General features: G+C 74.3%; 16 protein-coding genes and 1 pseudogene. 10 read left to right on the top strand and 7 right to left on the bottom strand.

The window, feature by feature from the left end:
• Positions 1-87 precede the first annotated feature (87 nt).
• Positions 88-1,461, bottom strand: a complete 1,374-nt coding sequence (locus ACH495_RS05845) for an FAD-dependent oxidoreductase (RefSeq protein WP_396856624.1) — start codon at positions 1,459-1,461, stop codon at positions 88-90.
• Between the two features lie 41 nt (positions 1,462-1,502).
• Positions 1,503-2,651, bottom strand: coding sequence for a glutamate--cysteine ligase (locus tag ACH495_RS05840; RefSeq protein ID WP_396856623.1), 1,149 nt, complete (start codon positions 2,649-2,651; stop codon positions 1,503-1,505).
• A gap of 207 nt (positions 2,652-2,858) precedes the next feature.
• Here ACH495_RS05840 and lysX point away from each other — a divergent pair, with 207 nt between their 5' ends.
• Complete coding sequence (lysX, locus tag ACH495_RS05835; protein ID WP_396856622.1) at positions 2,859-6,173, top strand: bifunctional lysylphosphatidylglycerol synthetase/lysine--tRNA ligase LysX; 3,315 nt, start codon at positions 2,859-2,861, stop codon at positions 6,171-6,173.
• Between the two features lie 114 nt (positions 6,174-6,287).
• Complete coding sequence (locus tag ACH495_RS05830; RefSeq protein WP_396856621.1) at positions 6,288-7,712, top strand: carbohydrate-binding protein; 1,425 nt, start codon at positions 6,288-6,290, stop codon at positions 7,710-7,712.
• Positions 7,713-7,720: 8 nt separating this feature from the next.
• Here ACH495_RS05830 and ACH495_RS05825 read toward each other — a convergent pair whose 3' ends face one another.
• Entirely contained in the window at positions 7,721-8,383 is a 663-nt protein-coding gene (locus tag ACH495_RS05825; RefSeq protein ID WP_396856620.1) for a DedA family protein, read from the bottom strand.
• A gap of 78 nt (positions 8,384-8,461) precedes the next feature.
• Positions 8,462-9,052 carry a DUF1349 domain-containing protein gene (locus ACH495_RS05820; protein ID WP_396856619.1) on the bottom strand — a complete coding sequence of 197 codons (591 nt, stop codon included), beginning with the start codon at positions 9,050-9,052 and terminating at the stop codon, positions 8,462-8,464.
• A gap of 53 nt (positions 9,053-9,105) precedes the next feature.
• Here ACH495_RS05820 and ACH495_RS05815 point away from each other — a divergent pair, with 53 nt between their 5' ends.
• Together ACH495_RS05815 and fabG are read left to right on the top strand one after the other, a co-directional pair.
• Complete coding sequence (locus ACH495_RS05815) at positions 9,106-10,758, top strand: alpha-amylase family protein (protein WP_396856618.1); 1,653 nt, start codon at positions 9,106-9,108, stop codon at positions 10,756-10,758.
• 56 nt (positions 10,759-10,814) lie between these two features.
• On the top strand, positions 10,815-11,573 hold the full coding sequence (gene fabG, locus ACH495_RS05810; RefSeq protein ID WP_396856617.1) for a 3-oxoacyl-ACP reductase FabG: 759 nt from the start codon (positions 10,815-10,817) through the stop codon (positions 11,571-11,573).
• A gap of 105 nt (positions 11,574-11,678) precedes the next feature.
• Here fabG and ACH495_RS05805 read toward each other — a convergent pair whose 3' ends face one another.
• A complete protein-coding gene (locus tag ACH495_RS05805; protein ID WP_396856616.1) occupies positions 11,679-12,095 on the bottom strand; it encodes a hypothetical protein in 417 nt (138 codons plus the stop codon).
• The gene (locus ACH495_RS05800; protein ID WP_396857317.1) at positions 12,088-12,483 is read right to left on the bottom strand and encodes a hypothetical protein; all 396 of its coding nucleotides are present in this window, start codon (positions 12,481-12,483) and stop codon (positions 12,088-12,090) included. The genes ACH495_RS05805 and ACH495_RS05800 overlap by 8 nt, the downstream gene beginning before the upstream one ends.
• A gap of 120 nt (positions 12,484-12,603) precedes the next feature.
• Here ACH495_RS05800 and ACH495_RS05795 point away from each other — a divergent pair, with 120 nt between their 5' ends.
• The 6 genes and pseudogenes from ACH495_RS05795 (at position 12,604) to ACH495_RS05770 (ending at position 18,576) form a co-directional block, all read left to right on the top strand.
• Positions 12,604-13,530 carry a Gfo/Idh/MocA family protein gene (locus ACH495_RS05795; RefSeq protein WP_396856615.1) on the top strand — a complete coding sequence of 309 codons (927 nt, stop codon included), beginning with the start codon at positions 12,604-12,606 and terminating at the stop codon, positions 13,528-13,530.
• 362 nt (positions 13,531-13,892) lie between these two features.
• A pseudogene (erm, locus tag ACH495_RS05790) lies at positions 13,893-14,678 on the top strand (ErmE/ErmH/ErmO/ErmR family 23S rRNA (adenine(2058)-N(6))-methyltransferase); the annotation flags it as partial.
• 100 nt (positions 14,679-14,778) lie between these two features.
• A complete protein-coding gene (sigK, locus tag ACH495_RS05785; protein ID WP_396856614.1) occupies positions 14,779-15,408 on the top strand; it encodes an ECF RNA polymerase sigma factor SigK in 630 nt (209 codons plus the stop codon).
• The gene (locus tag ACH495_RS05780; RefSeq protein WP_396856613.1) at positions 15,405-16,142 is read left to right on the top strand and encodes an anti-sigma factor domain-containing protein; all 738 of its coding nucleotides are present in this window, start codon (positions 15,405-15,407) and stop codon (positions 16,140-16,142) included. Before sigK ends, ACH495_RS05780 begins: the two co-directional genes overlap by 4 nt.
• 88 nt (positions 16,143-16,230) lie before the next feature.
• Positions 16,231-16,866 (top strand): fasciclin domain-containing protein, encoded by a 636-nt coding sequence (locus tag ACH495_RS05775; protein ID WP_396856612.1) that lies wholly within the window; start codon positions 16,231-16,233, stop codon positions 16,864-16,866.
• A gap of 30 nt (positions 16,867-16,896) precedes the next feature.
• Positions 16,897-18,576 carry a molybdopterin-dependent oxidoreductase gene (locus ACH495_RS05770; RefSeq protein ID WP_396856611.1) on the top strand — a complete coding sequence of 560 codons (1,680 nt, stop codon included), beginning with the start codon at positions 16,897-16,899 and terminating at the stop codon, positions 18,574-18,576.
• Positions 18,577-18,591: 15 nt separating this feature from the next.
• Here ACH495_RS05770 and ACH495_RS05765 read toward each other — a convergent pair whose 3' ends face one another.
• Positions 18,592-18,786: a DUF2795 domain-containing protein gene (locus tag ACH495_RS05765; protein WP_396856610.1), complete on the bottom strand. Its 195-nt coding sequence runs from the start codon at positions 18,784-18,786 to the stop codon at positions 18,592-18,594.
• Between the last annotated feature and the right edge of the window lie 37 nt (positions 18,787-18,823).

The raw sequence follows: 18,823 nt of genomic DNA, 5'->3' as shown, positions 1-18,823 counted from the left end.
GCACAAGATAACCCCACCCCCTGACAGGGAGCCGGATGTTAAGCGGGGCACCCTCCTATGCAGAAGGCGTTAAGAGGGGGCCCCGCCTTACCTCTGGGCGAGGGCGTCGACGGCCTTCCGGGCGGCGATCAGCATCGGATCCCACACCGGGGCGTACGGCGGCGCGTAGCCCAGGTCGAGCGCGGTCATCTCGTCCACCGTCATGCCGTTCCACAGCGCCACGGCCAACGCGTCGATCCGCTTGGCCGCCTCGGACCAGCCGACGATCTGCGCCCCGAGCAGCCGCCCGCTGGGCCGCTCGGCGATCAGCTTCACGGTCATCTTCTGCGCGCCCGGGTAGTAGCCGGCCCGGTTCGTCGACTCGGCCGTCACCGTGACGAACTCGAACCCGGCCTCGGCGGCGTCCCGCTCGCGCAGCCCGGTGCGCCCGACCTCCAGCTCGCAGACCTTGGTGACGGCGGTGCCGATCACGCCGGGGAACGTGGCGTACCCGCCGCCGATGTTGATCCCGGCGACCCGGCCCTGCTTGTTGGCGTGGGTGCCGAGCGGGATGTGCACCGGCATGCCGCTGACCCGGTGCAGGCTCTCCACGCAGTCGCCGGCCGCCCACACGCCGGGCACGCCGGGCACCCGCATCCGCCGGTCCACCCGGATCCCGCCGGACGGCCCGAGCGGCAGGCCGGCGGCCTCGGCGAGCGCGGTGTTGGGGCGTACGCCGAGGCCCAGCACCACGACGTCGGCCGGGATCGGCCCCTCGTCGGTGACCACTGCGGCGATCCGGCCGTCCCGCTCCTGGAGACCGGTGACGGTCAGCCCGGTGCGGATGCCGATGCCGACCTTGCGCATCGCCTCGCCGACCAGCTCGCCCATGTCCGGGTCCACGGTGGCCATCGGCTGCGCGGACTGCTCGACCAGCTGGACCGAGAGCCCGCGGTGCACCAGCGCCTCGGCCATCTCCACGCCGACGTAGCCGCCGCCGACCACCACCGCGTGCCGCGGCCGGGGCTCGCGTTCGAGCCAGTCGAGCACCGCGGCGCCGTCGTCGAGCGTCTGCACGCCGAACACGCCGGCCACCTCGTCGCGGGCCCACTCCGGCTGCACCGGGGTGGCGCCGGTGGCGTACACCAGGGTGTCGAAGCCGGCGCGGACCTCGCCGCCGCCGTCGAGGTCCCGGGCGACCACCTCGCGGGTGCCCAGGTCGATCGCGGTGACCTCGTGCCGGGTCCGGACGTCGATGTCGAACTCGTCGCGGAACGCGGCCGGGGTGCGGGCGACGAGCTGGTCGCGTTCCGGCACCAGACCGCTGATCCAGTAGGGGATGCCGCAGGCCGAGTAGGACGTGAAGTGCCCCCGCTCGAACGCGACGATCTCCAGGTCCGCCCGGTCGCGGCGGCGCCGCGCCTGGGAGGCCGCCGACATGCCGGCGGCGTCCCCGCCGACGACGATCATCCGCTCCGCCACGCCGCTCATCCTGTCACGCCGTGACCGGGCCGCGGGGCAGCTCAACCACGGGTCTGCCGGGCCACGTCGGCGACCACGTCGACCAGCTTGCCGGTCTGCGCGAACACCGCCCGCTGCCGCGCCGCGCCGGTGCCGTGCCGGCGCAGCCCGTCCAGCAGCTCGGTCACCCGGTCGAGGTCGCCGTGCCGGTCCAGCTCCGGGCGGAGCCGGTCGACCAGCCGGTCCAGCAGCTCCCACGCCGGGCGCAGCTCGCCGTCGGTCAGGTCGACGCCCTGGCCCTCCAGCCCGTCGTGGGCGGCCCGCCAGTGCGCGGCGACCAGCAGGTGGTGATCGGTGTTGATGGCCGGCCGGCCGGCGGCGATGTCGGTCAGCGCGGTCGCGACCAGGCCCCGGACCAGCGCGGCCACCAGCACCGCGTCGTCCACGGACGGGCAGACGTCGCCGATCCTGATCTCCACGGTCGGGTACTTGGCGGAGAGCCGGGCGTACCAGTAGAGCATCCCCTCGTCCAGCATCACGCCGCTGGCGATGAGCTGCCGGATCAGCCGCTGGTAGTGCTCGTGCGACTCCAGGTAGGGCGTGGGCGCCACCGACGGCCAGCGTTCCCACTCGACCGAACGCCAGCTCGCGTAGCCGGTGTCCGCGCCCCGCGCGAACGGGGAGTTGGTGGTGACCGCCTGGAGGATCGGTAGCCAGGGCCGGACGTGGTTGAGCACGTGCACGCCGGTGTCCGGGTCCGGGATGCCGACGTGCACGTGCATGCCGTTGTTGCCGGGGCCGGGCACCAGCAGCCGGAACCGCTCGATCATCCGGTCGAAGCGGGGCTTGTCCACCACCGCCGGGACCGGTCCGTCGACCGGGCCGGTGCCGATCGCCAGCAGGCGTACGCCGGCCCGCTCGGCCGCGTCGGCCAGCTCGGCGCGGAGCATCCCCAGCGAGTGCCGGATCGAGGACAGCTCCAGCCCCGGCGGGCTGCCGATCTCGATCTGGCTGGTCTGGAACTCGCGTTCCACCTGGCCCCGCAGCTCGGCCGGCACCTGTTCCATCACCAGGTCGACGGCGGGCACGGCGGTCCCGGTGTGCGGATCGGCGAGCAGGAACTCCTCCTCCACGCCGACCGTCAGCAGGTCCGTCCCGCCCGCGGCGGCGTTCCGTTCCCGCTCCGCCACTGAGCCGCTCATGGTCACCACCGTCTCCTCCGGACCGGTCGCGGCACCGTGCCGCGTGGTCGACGCCCTGTTACCCACCGTGTCCGGGCCCGGAAACGCACCGGACGGCGTGTCGGCCCGATTCGTCCGCCCGGTCGCGCGCCACGACGCCGCGGAGGGCCGCCGGGCGACGGAACGCGGGACTACGATGAGCCGGCCCGGCGGGCGGTCGCCGGGCCGGAGGAGGTCATGGTGACTCCGAACGGCACGTCGCGGACGGTGACCGGCGTACGCGCCCAGGTCCCGCGCGCCTTCGCGATCCTGCTCGCGGTGATCGCCGCGGTGTGCGCGCTCGCGGCGCTGAGCAGCGCGGTGGCCGCCGACGTCCAACCGGTCCGCAACGCGATCGACGCGCTGCTGGTGCCCGCGCCGGCGAACCTCGCGTACGCGGTCTTCCTCGGCGTGCTGGCCGCCGCGGCCCGACGGCGCAAGCGGCTGGCCTGGTGGGTGCTGCTGGTCTACTTCAGTCTCACGCTGGTGGTCGGCCTGACCGCCGGCGGGCTGCTGCTGATGGTGGGCGCCAACGAGCTGAACCACGCCGCCGGCCAGCGGCTCTTCGGCACGTTGGAGACGATCGGCGTCTGGGTCGGCATCGCGTTCGCCGCCGCCGCGGTGGCGCTGCTGATGGCCGCCCGGCGGGAGTTCTACGCCCGGGTCCGCCCCGGCAGCACCTGGCGCGCGCTGGGCGTCCTCGCCGGCCTGGCCGCCGCCTTCGTCGGCCTCGGCTACCTGCTGCTCCTGGTCGAGCCGGGCAGCCTGCACACCTGGTCCGACCGGCTCGGCTACGCGGTGGAGAAGGTCTTCGGTGGGGCGATCACGCTGGACCTGACCCGCCGGGGCCAGGCGCCCGGTTGGGTCAACCTGCTGCTCGGCGCGTTCGGCGCGACGGCGTTCCTGGCCGCGCTGTTCACCCTGGTCCGTTCGCAGCGGGCCAACGCGGTGCTGCACGCCGGCGAGGAGGAGCGGATCCGGGAGCTGCTCGCCCGGCACGGCGAACGGGACTCGCTCGGCTACTTCGCCACCCGGCGCGACAAGGCGGCCGTCTTCTCGGCCAGCGGCAAGGCCGCGCTCACCTACCGGGTGGTCAACGGCGTCAGCCTGGCCAGCGGCGACCCGGTCGGCGACCCGGAGGCGTGGGGGCCGGCCATCGAGGCGTGGCTGGAGCACTCCCGGGCGTACGCCTGGACGCCGGCGGTGCTCGGCGCGAGCGAGGCCGGCGCGCGGGCGTACCGCCGGCACGGGCTGAAGGTGCTCCAGCTCGGCGACGAGGCCATCCTGCACACCCGGGAGTTCGACCTGGACGGCCGGGACATGCGCCCGGTCCGGCAGGCGGTGCACCGGGTCGAGCGGGCCGGCTACACCGCCCGGGTCCGCCGGCACGCCGAGATCCCGCCGGAGGAGCTGGCCGAGCTGGCCGCGTTGGCCACCGCCTGGCGGGACACCGGGCACGAGCGCGGTTTCTCGATGGCGTTGGGCCGGCTCGGCGACCCGGCCGACGGCGACTGCGTGCTGGTCGAGGCGCGCGACGGCACTCACCGGGTGCGCGGGCTGCTCTCGTTCAGCCCGTGGGGCACGCACGGGGTGTCGCTGGACCTGATGCGTCGGGACCGGACGGCCGAGAACGGCGTCACCGAGTTCATGGTGGCCGCGCTGCTCGCCGCCGGCCCGCGTCTCGGCGTCGACCGGGTGTCGCTCAACTTCGCCGCGTTCCGGTCGGTGTTCGAGCAGGGCGCGCGGATCGGCGCCGGCCCGATCATCCGGGCCTGGCGGCACACGCTGCTCTTCTTCTCCCGCTGGTGGCAGCTCGAGTCGCTCTACCTCTCCAACGCGAAGTACCAACCGCACTGGTCGCCGCGCTACCTCTGCTTCGCCGAGCGCCGCGAGTTGGCCCGGGTGGGTCTCGCGGCGGTCGCCGCGGAGGGCTTCCTGGCCCTGCCCGGTGGCCGGCCCGCCCCGCTGCACGGGGTGCCGCCGGCCGGCGGCGGGATCGACTACGTGCCGCCGGCCGCCGCGGCGGTCCGGGCCGTCCCGCCGGAGCCGCCCGTCGCGCGCCGGCCGGAGCAGATCCGGGTACGCCTGGCGAAGCTCGACCGGCTGCGGGCCGAGGGCGTCGACCCGTACCCGGTGGGTTATCCGCGCACGGCGAGCTGCGCGGCGGTGCGGGCACGGCACGCCGGGCTGGCCCCGGACACCGGCGCCGGCGAGACGGTGGGGGTGGCCGGCCGGGTGCTGCTGGTCCGTGACCACGGGCGGGTCCTCTTCGCCACCGTCCGTGACGGCAGCGGCGACCTCCAACTCCTGCTGGAGCACGACCTGGACCGGTGGCGGTCCACCGTCGACATCGGCGACCACGTGGGCGCCACCGGCGAGGTCTACGCCACCCGGCGTGGCGAGCTGTCGGTGCGGGTGACCGGCTGGGAGCTGACCGCCAAGTGCCTGCGCCCGCTGCCGGACAAGCACCACGGGCTGGCCGACCCGGAGGCGCGGGTCCGGCAGCGCTACCTCGACCTGGCGCTCGACCCGGCGGCCCGGGAGATGGTGCGGGCGCGCGGCGCGACGCTGCACAGCCTGCGCGCCGGGCTGGCCGGGCGCGAGTTCCTGGAGGTGGAGACGCCGATCCTGCAACGGGTGCACGGCGGCGCCAACGCCCGCCCGTTCGTCACCCACATCAACGCGTACGACCTGCGGTTGAGTCTGCGGATCGCGCCGGAGCTGTATCTGAAGCGGCTCGCCGTGGGCGGCATCGAGCGGGTCTACGAGCTGGGCCGGGCGTTCCGCAACGAGGGCGTGGACGCCACCCACAACCCCGAGTTCACCGTGCTGGAGGCCTACCAGGCGTACGCCGACTACCACGACATGCGGGCGCTGGCCCGGGAGCTGATCGTGGCGGCGGCCACCGCGGTGCACGGCGCGCCGGTGGCCCGTCGGCCCGGCGGCGAGCTGGTCGACCTGGGCGGGGAGTGGCCGACCCGGACGGTGCACGAGGCGGTCTCGGCCGCGCTGGGCGAGGAGGTCACCGCCGACACCGAGCTGGCCGCGCTGCGCAAGCTGGCCGACGCGGCCGGGGTGCCGTTCGATCCGCGCTGGGCGACCGGCGCGGTGCTGCTGGAGCTGTACGAGCGGCTGGTCGAGGCGCGTACCGAGGCGCCCACGTTCTATCTCGACTTCCCGACCGAGGTCTCGCCGCTGACCCGACAGCACCGGCGCGATCCCCGGTTGGCCGAGCGCTGGGACCTGGTGGCGTACGGGATGGAGCTGGGCACGGCGTACTCCGAGCTGGTCGACCCGACCGAGCAGCGGCGGCGGCTCACCGCCCAGTCGTTGCAGGCGGCCGGCGGCGACCCGGAGGCGATGGAGCTGGACGAGGACTTCCTCACCGCGTTGGAGTACGCGATGCCGCCGACCGGCGGGCTGGGGCTCGGCGTGGACCGCCTGGTGATGCTGCTGACCGGCCGGTCGATCCGGGAGACGCTGCCCTTCCCGCTGGTCCGCGAGTCCTCCTGACCGCCGAGCGCCACCGCCATTCATTGAAGATTGTTGACAAATGCGGGAACGGGCGCGTACAAATCGCGCTTAGAGAGCGCTCTCCGCCCCCGTCCCCGCAGAGAGGCACCCCGAATGAACCCGATCCCGGCGGCCCCGGCCGCCCCCACCACCACGTCCCGGTCCCGCCGCCGGCTCGGCCTGGCCGCGGCCGTGCTCGCCGCCACCACCGCGCTCGCCGGCGTCCAGATGACCGCGCAGGCGGCCGTGCCGTCCCCGCCCGCCGGGTGGAACCTGGTGTGGAGCGACGACTTCACCGGCGCGGCCGGCACGCTGCCCTCGTCGGCCAACTGGATCGTCGACACCGGCACCAGCTATCCCGGCGGCCCGGCCAACTGGGGCACCGGCGAGATCCAGACCTACACCTCCAGCACCGCCAACCTCGCCCAGGACGGCGGCGGCAACCTGCGCATCACCCCGCTCAAGGACGCTGCCGGCCGGTGGACCTCGGCCCGGATCGAGACGGTACGCAGCAACTTCAAGCCGCCGAGCGGCGGCGTGCTGGCGATCGAGGGCCGGATCCAGATGCCCAACGTGACAGGCGCCGCCGCGGCCGGCTACTGGCCGGCGTTCTGGGCGCTCGGCTCGCCCTACCGGGGCAACTACCAGAACTGGCCGGGCATCGGCGAGTTCGACGTGATGGAGAACGTCAACGGGATCAACTCGGTCTGGGGCGTGCTGCACTGCGGCGTCGCGCCGGGCGGCCCGTGCGACGAGTTCAACGGCCGCGGGGCGTCCCGGGCCTGTCCGGGCAGCACCTGCCAGTCGGCGTTCCACACCTACCGGTTCGAGTGGGACACCTCGGCGAGCCCGCAGCAACTGCGCTGGTACGTCGACGGCCAACTCTTCCACACCGTCACGCAGAGCCAGGTCGGCGAGCCGTACTGGACCCAGATGACCAGCCACGCCGGCTACTTCCTGCTGCTCAACGTGGCGATGGGCGGCGGCTTCCCGAACGGGGTGGCCGGCTCCGCCACGCCGACCGCGTCGACCGTGTCGGGCCGACCGATGCTCGTCGACTACGTCGCGGTCTACTCCCGGGGTGGCGGCGGCAACCCCTCACCGACGCCGACCACGCCGCCGCCGGGCGGCGTGCGGGACGCGTACGCGACCATCCAGGCCGAGTCGTTCAACGCGCAGAACGGTGTGCAGGTGGAGACGTGCGCCGAGGGCGGGCAGGACATCGGCTTCCTGGCCAACGGTGACTGGGCCCGCTACGACAACGTCGACTTCGGCTCCACGCCGCCACGGGACTTCGTGGCCCGGGTCGCGTCCGGCGCGGCGGCCGGGGTGAGCGGCCTGGTGGAGGTGCGGGTGGACAGCCCGACCGCGCCGCCGATCGGCAGCTTCGCGGTCGGCAACACCGGCGGCTGGCAGACCTGGACCTCGGTGCCCGGCAACGTGGGCGCGGTGACCGGCCGGCACACCGTCTACCTCACGTTCAGCAGCGGCCAGCCGTCGGACTTCGTCAACGTCAACTGGTTCACCTTCCGCCGCTGAGTCGGTGGTCAGCGCCCGGCGGTCACCGACTGCCGGGCGCGCCGCCGGCGTACCTTCTTCACCGCCCAGCTCACGATCATCACGCCGAAGACCGCGAAGATCGCGTAGTTGAACCACTGGCTGTAGCGGTCGACGTCCTCCCAGCGCGAGCCGAGCAGGAAGCCGGCGCCCACGATCAGCGTGTTCCACACCCCGCTGCCCAGCGTGGTGAGCAGGACGAACTCGCCCAACGGCATGCGGTTCGCGCCGGCCGGGATCGACACCAGGCTGCGGACCACCGGCACCACCCGGCCGATCAGCACCGCCCAGCGGCCGTGCCGCTCGAACCAGCGGTCCGCCTTCTCCAGATCCTCCAGGTCGACCAGCGGGATGTGGTCCAGCCACCGCTTGAGCCGGTCCTCGCCGAGCGCCGCGCCGAGCCAGTAGAGCACCAGCGCGCCGAGCAGCGAGCCGGCGGTCGCGGCCAGCACGATCACCACCACGTTGAAGCGGCCCTCGGCGGAGAGGTAGCCGGCCATCGCCAGCACGATCTCGCTCGGGATCGGCGGGATGATGCTCTCCAGCGCCACCAGCAGCGCCACGCCGATCGCGCCCCACGCGTCGATCACGCTCGCCACCCACCCGGTCAGCCCGGTGAACTGGTTCGGATCGACGTTCTGGGCCAGGGCCATGGCGGTCCTTCCACACGGGTGCCGGAGATCCGGGGGTAGTACCCGTGCGAGCCTGGCTCACACCCGCCGGTGATCCGGCTAACCGTCCGGGTGCAGCGCCGCGTCCGCCGGCCCCCGCCGCCAGCCGGTGAAGCGGACCAGCAGGCCGCCGTGGCTGGGCGAGCAGCAGTACGGCCCGGCCGTGGCCGCCGCCGCCGGGTCGAGCGGCGCGACCCGCACCAGCCGCCACGGCTCGGCGTCGACCCGGGCCCGGACCGTCAACGCGTCGCCGGCCCGGCTCACCCGGACCGTCACGTCACGTCCCGCCCACTCCGGCACCGGCGCCACCGACCAGTCGGAGAACTCGTCGGTCACCACGGCGCCGACCTGCGGCACGCCGTCACTCACCTCGACGCCGGCCTTGGTCCACCGTCGCTCGTCCACCCGGACCAGCACGCCGGCCTGGTCGAACTGCGCGGCGTAGTCGAGCCGGAAGGACACCTCCACGGCGCTGTCCACGGCGAATGGCGCGAGCAGCGCCGAACCGTCGTCGTGTACGAAGCCGTAGCTGGTGCGCCGCCAGAAGTCGCTGCCGCCGCGCGGCTCGACGAGCAGCCCGCCGTCGACCGCCTCCACCCGCTCCGGCGGGTTGAGCCACGTCCCGCCGGACCAGTCGGTGTCCTCGCTCATGCCGGCACGGTACCGGGTTTGCCGGCGCGCGCGTTCGGAGAAGTAGAGCCCGCATGGGTGACAGGTGGTATCAGGAGGCGGTCGTCTACTGCCTCGACGTCGACACGTACGCGGACTCCGACGGCGACGGGGTGGGTGACTTCCAGGGGCTGATCGGTCGCCTGGACTACCTGGCCCGGCTGGGGGTGACCTGCCTCTGGCTCAACCCGATCCACCCCTCGCCCAACAAGGACGACGGGTACGACGCGACCGACTTCTACAACGTCGACCCGCGACTCGGGACGCTCGGCGACTTCGCCGAGCTGCTGCACCAGGCGCAGAACCGGGGCATCCGGGTGATCATCGACCTGGTGGTCAACCACACCTCGGACCAGCACCCGTGGTTCCAGTCCGCCCGGTCCTCGCCCGACTCGCCGTACCGCGACTGGTACGTCTGGGCCGACCACGAGCCGGACGACCGGCACCAGGGCATGGTCTTCCCGGGCGAGCAGCACGAGACCTGGACCTACGACCGGACCGCCAAGGCGTGGTTCTACCACCGCTTCTACAAGTTCCAGCCGGATCTGAACATCGAGAACCCGAAGGTCCGCGCGGAGATCAAGAAGATCACCTCGTTCTGGCTCCAGCTCGGCGTCTCCGGGTTCCGGATGGACGCCGTGCCGTTCATCATCGAGAAGACCGAGCCGGGCAACCCGAACGCGCCCAAGGACTTCGAGTTCCTCACCGACCTGCGCCAGCACGTGCAGTGGCGACGTGGCGACGCGGTGCTGCTGGCCGAGGCGAACGTCGAGCCGGACCAGTTGCCGGTCTACTTCGGCGACGGCAGCGGCTCGGGCAACCGGATCCACATGCTCTTCGACTTCATGATGAACGGCCGGCTGATGCTCGCGTTCGCCCGGGAGGACCCGGAGGCGATCATCGACGCGTTGCGCGACACCCCGAAGCTGCCCACCGGCGGCCAGTGGGCGACGTTCCTGCGCAACCACGACGAGATCGACCTGTCCCGGCTCACCGCCGACCAGCGCAACGACGTGCTGGCGAAGTTCGGGCCGGACGAGAACATGCAGCTCTACGGCCGGGGTATCCGCCGCCGGCTCGCCCCGATGCTCGGCAACGACCGCCGGCACATCGAGCTGGCGTACGCGCTCCAGTTCTCGCTGCGCGGCACGCCGGTGCTGCGCTACGGCGAGGAGATCGGCATGGGGGAGGACCTGACGCTGAAGGGGCGCGACGCGATCCGTACCCCGATGCAGTGGTCCTACCAGGAGAACGCCGGCTTCTCCACCGCCGAGCCGGAGAAGCTGGTCCGCCCGGTGATCGACCAGGGTGAGTACAGCTACCAGCAGGTCAACGTCACCGCCCAGCGCAAGGACCCGCGCTCGTTGCTCGGCTGGTTCGAGCGGATGATCCGTACGCTGCGGGAGGCCCCGGAGGTCGGCTCCGGCAGCACCACCCACATCGACGTGCCCATGCCGGCCGGGGTGCTCGCGCACCGCGCCGACGGGCCGACGGGGACGATGGTCTTCCTGCACAACCTGGGCACCGAGGACGTGGAGGTCGACCTGAGCACGCTGGCGCCCGAGGCGGACCTGCCGATCGACGTGCTGAGCGACCGCAACTACGACGAGGTGGGCAAGCTCGACCGGTTGAAGCTGAACGGTCACGGCTACCGCTGGATCCGGCTCTGCCGGGGTGGGGCGCGGTAGCGCGGCGTGACGCGGGTTAGGCTCCTCCGATCGAGCCAAGTTACCGGGAGGTAATCATGTCGGAGGAGCCCCGCGTCGCCATCGTGACCGGAGCCGCGCGCGGCATCGGTGCGGCCACCGCCCGCCGGCTGGCGGCCGACGGCATGGCCGTCGCCGTGGTCGACATCGACGAGTCCACCACCGGCGAGACCGTCGACGGCATCGTCGCCGCCGGTGGCCGGGCGCTCGGCGTCGGCGCCGACGTCGCCGACCGGGCCCAGGTCGAGGCCGCCGTCGAGCGGGTCGCCGTCGAGCTGGGCGCGCCTACCGTGCTGGTCAACAACGCCGGTGTGCTCCGCGACAACCTGCTGTTCAAGATGACCGACGCCGACTGGGACACCGTCATGGGCGTGCACCTGCGCGGCGCGTTCCTGTTCAGCCAGGCCGCGCAGAAGCACATGGTCGAGCGGAGGTGGGGCCGGATCGTCAACCTGTCCAGCACGTCCGCGCTGGGCAACCGGGGCCAGGCGAACTACGCCGCCGCCAAGGCCGGCATGCAGGGCTTCACCAAGACGCTCGCCATCGAGTTGGGCCCGTTCGGGGTGACCGTCAACGCGGTCGCGCCGGGCTTCATCGTCACCGACATGACCGCGGCCACCGCGGCCCGGATGAAGGTCGACTTCGCCGCGCTCCAGGAGCACGCCGCCGCCGAGATCCCGGTCCGCCGTGCCGGCCGCCCGGAGGACGTCGCGCACACCATCTCGTTCCTCACGAGCGAGGGTGCGTCCTTCGTCTCCGGCCAGGTCATCTACGTCGCCGGCGGCCCCAAGGACTGACCCACCCCCGTCTATGGCGGATGGCCCCTCTTTCTCGGAAAGCGGGGCCATTTCGCGCTCCATGGCCACTCTTTCCGGGAGAGAGCGCGGGGCGGGGGGTAACGGTCAGGGGAGGGAGCGCCGGGTGCGGTGGAGCCAGAGCAGGCCGAGCGCCGGCAGCACCAGGGGGATGTAGCCGTAGCCGCTGCCGAAGTCGGACCAGACCGTCTCGTCCGGGAACAACTCCGGGTCGGCGATGCTCAACACGCCCACCGCCAGCACCCCGACCAGCTCCACCGAGCAGCAGGCCAGCGCCACCCGGCGGCCGGCGTGCCCGGCCCGGGCCAGCCCGACCGCCGCCACGATGTAGATCAGCGCGGCCAGCGCGGAGAGCAGGTACGCCACCGGCGCCTCGTCGAACTTCGTGGCGATCTGGAGCCCGGCCCGCGACGTCGCGGCGATGGCGAAGAGGATGTAGACCGCGATCAGCAGCCGCCCCGGCCCGCGGTTGGTGGCGCGTTCGGAAGCCCTCGTCTCAGCCACCGACGACCTCCCAGGTCTGCTGCAACCGCACCACCACGACCGGCGTGACCAGGCAGATCGCGCAGACGATCGCCGAACCCCACCGGGTCGGCTCCATCCGGGCCAGCACCCAGGCCAGCGGCGGCAGGCAGACCAGCGTCACCAGGTAGCCGAAGAACGCGCCCGGCTCGCCCGGCCGGTCACCACCGCCGAGCGCGACCAGCGCCACCACGGTCAGCGCCAGCAGCGCCACCTCCACCACGGCCAGGCCGACGAGCTGGACCCGGTCCGGCGGGCGGTGGCGTACCGCCGCCACCAGGGCCCAGACCGCGACCGCCAGCGACAGCACGATCGCGAGCGTGGGGAGGAGCCCGTCCACCGGCGAGCCGGCTGCCGCGGCGCTGGTCATCGACGCAGTGTCGTTCACCGGGCCAGCCTACTAAGCGCTGTAGTAGCGGCTCTGCGCGCGGGTCGGGGCGCGCCGAACGGGCCGGACGACTAGCGTGGATCACGGTCCCGGCGTATGCCGATGGCCCACGACGACGGCAGGGGGTTTTGGGTGCGGTTCGGGTTGTTCGGTACCGGTCACTGGGCGGCGGAGACGCACGCCGCCGCCATCGACGCCCACCCGCGGGCCCAACTGGCCGGCGTGTGGGGGCGGAACCCGGAGAAGGCGGCGGCGCTCGCCACCCGGCACGGCGTGCCCGCCTTCACCGACGTCGACGCGCTGCTCGACGCCGTCGACGCGGTCGCCGTGGCGCTTCCGCCCGACGTGCAGGCCGACATCGCGGTCCGGGCCGCCACCGCCGGGCGGCACCTGCTGCTGGACAAGCCGTTGGCGCTGAGCCTCGCCGACGCCGACCGGGTGGTCGCCGCCGCCGAGGCGTCCGGGGTGGCCTCGGTGGTGTTCTTCACCCAGCGCTTCCACAGCAACGTCACCGGGGTCCTCGCCTCGGCCGCGGCGGCCGGCGGCTGGCAGCACGCCCGGGGGACCATGTTCGCCTCGATCTACCAGCCCGGCAACCCGTACGGCGACTCGCAGTGGCGGCGCGACCGGGGCGCGCTGTGGGACATCGGCCCGCACGCGTTGTCGCTGATCCTGCCGGTGCTCGGCCGGGTCACCCGGGTCGCCGCGATGGACGGGCCGAGCGGCCTGGTGCACCTGCTGCTCACCCACGACGGCGGCGCGACGAGCACGCTCTCGCTCACCCTCGACGCGCCGGCCGAGGCGGTCACCCGGGACGTCGTCCTGTTCGGCGCGAACGGCACCGAGAGCATCCCGCCCGGTGACGGCAGCGCGCTCCAGGCGTTCGGCGTCGCGCTCGACCAGTTGCTGGCGGAGGTGGACGCCGGCACCCGCGACCACCGCTGCGACGTGCGGTTCGGCCGGGACGTGGTGGCGGTGCTCGACGCCGCCGAGACCGCCCGTTCGCAGGGGCGCACGGTCGACCTGTGAGAAAACCCGTCGCGGCCGGGCCGGCACGCCGCTAGCGTCGCCGACATGTTCACGCATGCCCTGATCGACGTGGCCGTCGCGCCGGCCGCGCGGGGGCTCCTCCTGGTCGCCCGCCCGCGGGTCCGGCGCCCGGCCCTGGCCGGCCGGGACGCCCACCGCGCCTGACGCTCCGCGTCCCGACCACCTTCCCAGGGCCGTCCGAGTCCCGATCCACTCGGACCGCCCGCCCACCCGATCCACGCCGGCTCGTCGAGCCCGGCGGTGTCCGGCTTCGTCGGACCCGCCCGTCGGCCCCGGCGTGGCGTCGACCTCTGCGCAGCGGTCCGTATCCGTCGCCGTCCGGCGACAGACAGGACGAACCCGTGGCGCCCCGCCGACACACCGCACGCGACCGGTCCCGTCGCGTACTGTCCCAGAACTTCCTCGCCGACCCGGCCGCCGTCGCGCGGATGGTCCGGGCGGCCCGCCCCGGCGCGCACGACCTGCTGCTGGAGGTGGGCGCCGGACGTGGCCGGCTCACCCGGCCGCTCGCCGCGCGGTGCGGTCGGCTGATCGCGTACGAGGTGGACCCGGCCGTGCTGCCGGAGCTGGTCGCGACCTGCGCACCGCTGCCGCACGTCGAGGTCCGGGCGGCCGACTTCCTGACCGCGCCCCCGCCCGGTGGACCGTTCGCGGTGGCCGGCAACATCCCCTGGTCGCTGACCGCGGCCGTGGTCCGGTGGTGCCTCGCCGCGCCCGGACTGCGCGCGGCCACGCTGCTCACCCAGCTCGACTACGCCCGTAAGCGCACCGGCGACCACGGCCGGTGGAGCCGGCTCACGGTGCTCACCTGGCCGGAACACCAATGGCGGCTGGCCGGCCGGGTGCCCCGGGGCGCGTTCCGCCCGGTGCCCGCCGTGGACGGCGGCATCCTGCGCCTGGAGCGCCGGACCGCGCCGCTGCTGGCGCCGGCCGTGCTGCCCGCGTACCGGAGGATGGTGGAGCTGGGCTTCGGCGGTGTCGGCGGCTCGCTCGCGGCCTCGCTGCGCACCGCCCACCCGCGCCGCCGGGTCGACGGCGCGTTACGGGCCGCCCGGATCGCGCCGGACACCCCGGTCGGGCTGGTCTGGCCCGAGCAGTGGCTGGTGCTGTTCCGCCTCCTGCACGCCATCGACCCCGGGTGGGCCGGGAAATCGCGGCCATCCGGGCCGGCGTCCGCTCCGAATGCCTACCGTGCTGGCAGACGGAGCGTACGGAAGGCGGGACCGGATGACCCAGGGCGACAGCGCCGGTGACGTGCCGGGGCGGCCGAGGCTGCACGCCGTGCCCCCGGCCGCCCCGGACCAACGGGCGGAGACCGACGGTCTGCTGCGGGCCGTGGCGCGCGGCGACGAGGCGGCGTTCGAACGGCTCTACGGCATCGTGTCGCCCCGCGTCTACGGGCTCGCCCGACGGGTGCTGCGGGACCCGGCCCAGGCCGAGGAGGTCGCCCAGGAGGTGCTGGTCGAGGTGTGGCGCACGGCCGGCCGCTTCGACCCCGCCAAGGGCTCGGCCACCGCCTGGGTCTTCACCATCGCCCACCGTCGCGCCGTGGACCGGGTCCGGTCGGAGCAGGCCGGTGCCGAACGTGCCCGCCGCGTCGCCGCCGGCTCGTCGGAGACGCCGTACGACGAGGTGGCCGAGGAGGCGGCGGCCCGGCTGGAACGGCAGCAGGTGCGGCACTGCCTGGACGCGCTCACCGAGGTGCAGCGCGAGGCGATCACGTTGGCCTACTACGGCGGGCACAGCTACCGCGAGGTGGCCGGCCTGCTGGGCGCCGCGCTGCCGACCGTCAAGACCCGCATGCGGGACGGGCTGATCCGTCTCCGCGACTGTCTGGGAGTGGAGCTGAGCCGATGACCGACATCCACGCGCTCGCCGGGGCGTACGTGCTCGACGCGGTGGACGACGTCGAGCGGGCCGCGTTCGCCAGGCACCTGAACGGCTGCGAGAGTTGCGCGCTGGAACTGGCCGAGCTGCGCGAGGCGGTCGCCCGGCTGGCCGACCCGACCTGGTCCGTACCGCCGCCCGCGTTGCGCACGCAGGTGCTGGCGGAGATCCGGCGTACCCCGCAGGAGCGGACCGGTCCGGTGGGCCGCGCCGGTCGGGACCCGGCCCGGTCCTGGCGGCGCCGGCTGGCGGTCGCTGCCGCCGCCGTGCTGCTGGCCGGCGGCGCGGGCGCGGTCACCTGGACGGCCCAGGAGCAGCGGGTACGCGACGCGCGCACCGAGGCCGGCGCGGCCCGGGACGAGGCGGGCCGGATCCGGGCCGTGCTGGCCGCCCCGGACGCGGTGGTCCGCACCGGCGCCGCGCCGGCCGGCGGCCGGGTCACGGTGGTGGCGTCGGCGAGCCGGGACGAGGGGGTGGCCGTGCTGGACGGGTTGGCCGCGCCCGCGCCCGGCCGGGCCTACCAGCTCTGGCTGATCGAGGGCACCACCGCCACGTCGGCCGGGTCGCTGCCGGCCGGTGCGGGCGGCGGCACGAAGCTGCTCTCCGGCGTCCGCGGCAAGGGCGTATTCGGCGTGACCGAGGAGCCGGCGAGCGGGTCGGCGCAGCCGACCATGACCCCGCTGGTGGCGTTCGCGATCACCTGATCTTTTTTCGCGGACCGACCCATCCGGACGGCGGTGAGCGCCGAATCCCTTCCAGACCGACAGTTCACCACTTGAAGGGATTCACCCGATGCGCCCCATGAAGCTCACCGCCGTCGCCCTCGCCGCCACGCTCAGCCTCGGGCTCGCCGCCTGCGGCGGGGATGGCGACGACAGCGGCGCCGCCGCGCCGGCCAGCAGCGCCCCGATGAGTTCCGCGCCGGCCAGCAGCGCTCCCGCGATGGCCGACGGCCAGTTCGGCAGCGGTTGCGCAGCGGTGCCGACCGACGCGTCGAACCCCGGCAGCTTCGCCGCCATGGCGCAGGTGCCGGTGGCCACCGCCGCGTCCGGCAACCCGCTGCTGAGCACGCTGGTCACCGCCGTCAAGCAGGCCGGCCTGGTCGACTCGCTGAACAGCGCCCAGGGGCTGACCGTCTTCGCGCCCACCAACGACGCGTTCGGCAAGCTGCCCAAGGCCGACCTGGACAAGGTGCTCGCCGACAAGAAGATGCTGACCGACGTGCTGACCTACCACGTGGTGGAGGGCCGGCTCGGCCCGGACCAGCTCGCCGGCGCGCACAAGACGCTCCAGGGCGGTGAGGTGACGGTCGCCGGCAGCGGCACCGAGTTCACCGTGAACGGCAACTCGATGGTGGTCTGCGGCAACGTGCAGACCGCCAACGCGACCGTCTACATCGTCGACTCGGTCCTGATGCCGAAGTCCTGACGCGGACACGATCGGCGAGGGGAGGAACCGATGATCCGCCGTACCCTGGCGGCTGCCGGAACGGGCCTGCTCGCGGCGGCCGCCGGGGTGGCGGTCGCGGAGCTGCTCGCCACCGGCGTCCGGCCGCAGGCGGCACCGCTGGTCGCGGTCGGCGGCGCCGTGGTGGACGGCGCGCCGACCCCGGTCAAGGAATGGGCGGTGCGCACGTTCGGCACGTACGACAAGCCACTGCTGCTGGGCGGCATCACGCTGGCGTTGGCCCTGCTGGCCGCGCTGACCGGGGTCGCCGCCCGACGCCGCCCGGCGCTGGGCCTGCTCGGGCCCGCGGTGCTCGGGGTGGCCGGTGTCGCCGCGGCGCTGACCCGCCCCGACGCGCGCCCGGCCGACGCCCTGCCGGCCCTGGCCGGCGCCGCGGTGGCCGCCGCCCTGTTGCGCTGGCTGCCCCTGCCCGGCCTGCCGGCCGCCCCGAACACCCCGGACGCCGCCGCCGACCCGGTGGGGGTGGGCCGGGCGGCGTCCGGGGGCGGCGCGGCCGGTTCCGCCGGGGTGGGCGGTCCGGAGAGGTGTGGCCCTGGCGGGGGCGGCCCTGATGGGGGCGGCCACGGTGCGGGCGGCCATGGTGCGGGCGGCTCCGGTGGCTCGGGATCGGCGGGCGGGCCGACGCGGCGGGCGGTGGTGCGGAACGCGACGCTGGTCGCCGCCGGCACCGTGTTCGCCGGGGCCGGCGCGGCCGTGCTGCGCCGGCTGAACGTGGCCGACGCGGCCCGCTCCCGGGAAGCGGTCCGGCTGCCCGCGCCGGCCTCGCCGGCCCGGCCACTGCCCGCCGGCGTGGCGCCCGGCTTCCGCACCCCGACCGAGGAGTTCTACCGGGTGGACACCGCGCTGACCGTGCCCCGGATCGACGTGGACGCCTGGCGGCTCCGACTGCACGGCCTGGTGGCGCGGCCGGTCGAGTTGAGCTTCGCCGAGCTGCTCGATCGCGGGCTGATCGAGCGGGACATCACGCTGAGCTGTGTGTCAAACGAGGTCGGCGGCCCGTACGTGGGGACCGCCCGGTGGCTCGGCGCGCCGCTCGCCCCGTTGCTGCGCGCGGCGGGCATCCGGTCCGGCGCCGACCAGCTCGTCGCCCGCTCCGACGAGGGAATGACCATCGGTACGCCGATCGAGACGCTCCTCGACGGGCGGGACGCCATGCTCGCGGTCGGTATGAACGGGGCGCCGCTGCCGTTCGCGCACGGCTTCCCGGTCCGGATGCTCACCCCCGGCCTGTTCGGGTACGCGGGCGCCTGCAAGTGGGTCACCGAGCTGGAGGTGACCACGTTCCAGGACTTCGACGCGTACTGGGTGCGGCGGGGCTGGGCCCGGCGGGCACCGGTGAAGACCGCGTCCCGCATCGACCGGCCCGCGCCGTTCGCCAGGATCCCGGCCGGACCGGTCACCGTGGCCGGGGTGGCCTGGGCGCAGCACCGGGGCATCGCGGCGGTGGAGGTGTCGGTGGACGGGGGCCCGTGGCGGGCGGCCGAGCTGCTGCCCACCGCCTCCACCGACACCTGGGTCCAGTGGCGGTACGCCTGGTCCGCCCCGGCCGGCCCGCACAGCCTGCGGGTACGCGCCACCGACGGCACCGGTGCGGTGCAACCCGAGCAACGCCGCACCCCGTTCCCCGACGGCGCCACCGGCCACCACACCATCACCCTGACGGTGCGATGAGAGGCGAGTGCCCGCCTAACCGGTGAACAGGGTCAGCGCCTCGCCCAACTCGGCCGGGGTGTCGAACTCCTCGGCCGGCAACGTGCGGAGCATCTGGAGCGTCTCGGTGCTGGCGCCGTTCTCCTGCCCCCAGCGGACCAGGTCCTCCCGCGAGACCGGGTAGTCGAGCCCGGAGACGAACTCCTGCAACTGCGCGCCGGTGACGGTCATGCCGCGCGGCTACCCGCTGGGCGGGGCGGCATGCGCC

Origin of the sequence: Micromonospora sp. NPDC018662 (assembly GCF_044391475.1) — a bacterium.
Classification (GTDB): Bacteria; Actinomycetota; Actinomycetes; order Mycobacteriales; family Micromonosporaceae; genus Micromonospora.
Note: the sequence above shows the minus strand (reverse complement) of the source record. Positions and strands in the feature narration are given on the sequence as shown.

What these genes read in the sequence shown, in the direction of transcription:
- lysX (WP_396856622.1), top strand. Translation starts at nt 2,859, where the DNA reads ATGGTGACTCCGAACGGCACGTCGCGGACGGTGACCGGCGTACGCGCC.
- ACH495_RS05830 (WP_396856621.1), top strand. Translation starts at nt 6,288, where the DNA reads ATGAACCCGATCCCGGCGGCCCCGGCCGCCCCCACCACCACGTCCCGG.
- ACH495_RS05825 (WP_396856620.1), bottom strand. Translation starts at nt 8,383, where the DNA reads ATGGCCCTGGCCCAGAACGTCGATCCGAACCAGTTCACCGGGCTGACC.
- ACH495_RS05820 (WP_396856619.1), bottom strand. Translation starts at nt 9,052, where the DNA reads ATGAGCGAGGACACCGACTGGTCCGGCGGGACGTGGCTCAACCCGCCG.
- ACH495_RS05815 (WP_396856618.1), top strand. Translation starts at nt 9,106, where the DNA reads ATGGGTGACAGGTGGTATCAGGAGGCGGTCGTCTACTGCCTCGACGTC.
- fabG (WP_396856617.1), top strand. Translation starts at nt 10,815, where the DNA reads ATGTCGGAGGAGCCCCGCGTCGCCATCGTGACCGGAGCCGCGCGCGGC.
- ACH495_RS05800 (WP_396857317.1), bottom strand. Translation starts at nt 12,483, where the DNA reads ATGACCAGCGCCGCGGCAGCCGGCTCGCCGGTGGACGGGCTCCTCCCC.
- ACH495_RS05795 (WP_396856615.1), top strand. Translation starts at nt 12,604, where the DNA reads ATGGCCCACGACGACGGCAGGGGGTTTTGGGTGCGGTTCGGGTTGTTC.
- sigK (WP_396856614.1), top strand. Translation starts at nt 14,779, where the DNA reads ATGACCCAGGGCGACAGCGCCGGTGACGTGCCGGGGCGGCCGAGGCTG.
- ACH495_RS05780 (WP_396856613.1), top strand. Translation starts at nt 15,405, where the DNA reads ATGACCGACATCCACGCGCTCGCCGGGGCGTACGTGCTCGACGCGGTG.
- ACH495_RS05775 (WP_396856612.1), top strand. Translation starts at nt 16,231, where the DNA reads ATGCGCCCCATGAAGCTCACCGCCGTCGCCCTCGCCGCCACGCTCAGC.
- ACH495_RS05770 (WP_396856611.1), top strand. Translation starts at nt 16,897, where the DNA reads ATGATCCGCCGTACCCTGGCGGCTGCCGGAACGGGCCTGCTCGCGGCG.
- ACH495_RS05765 (WP_396856610.1), bottom strand. Translation starts at nt 18,786, where the DNA reads ATGACCGTCACCGGCGCGCAGTTGCAGGAGTTCGTCTCCGGGCTCGAC.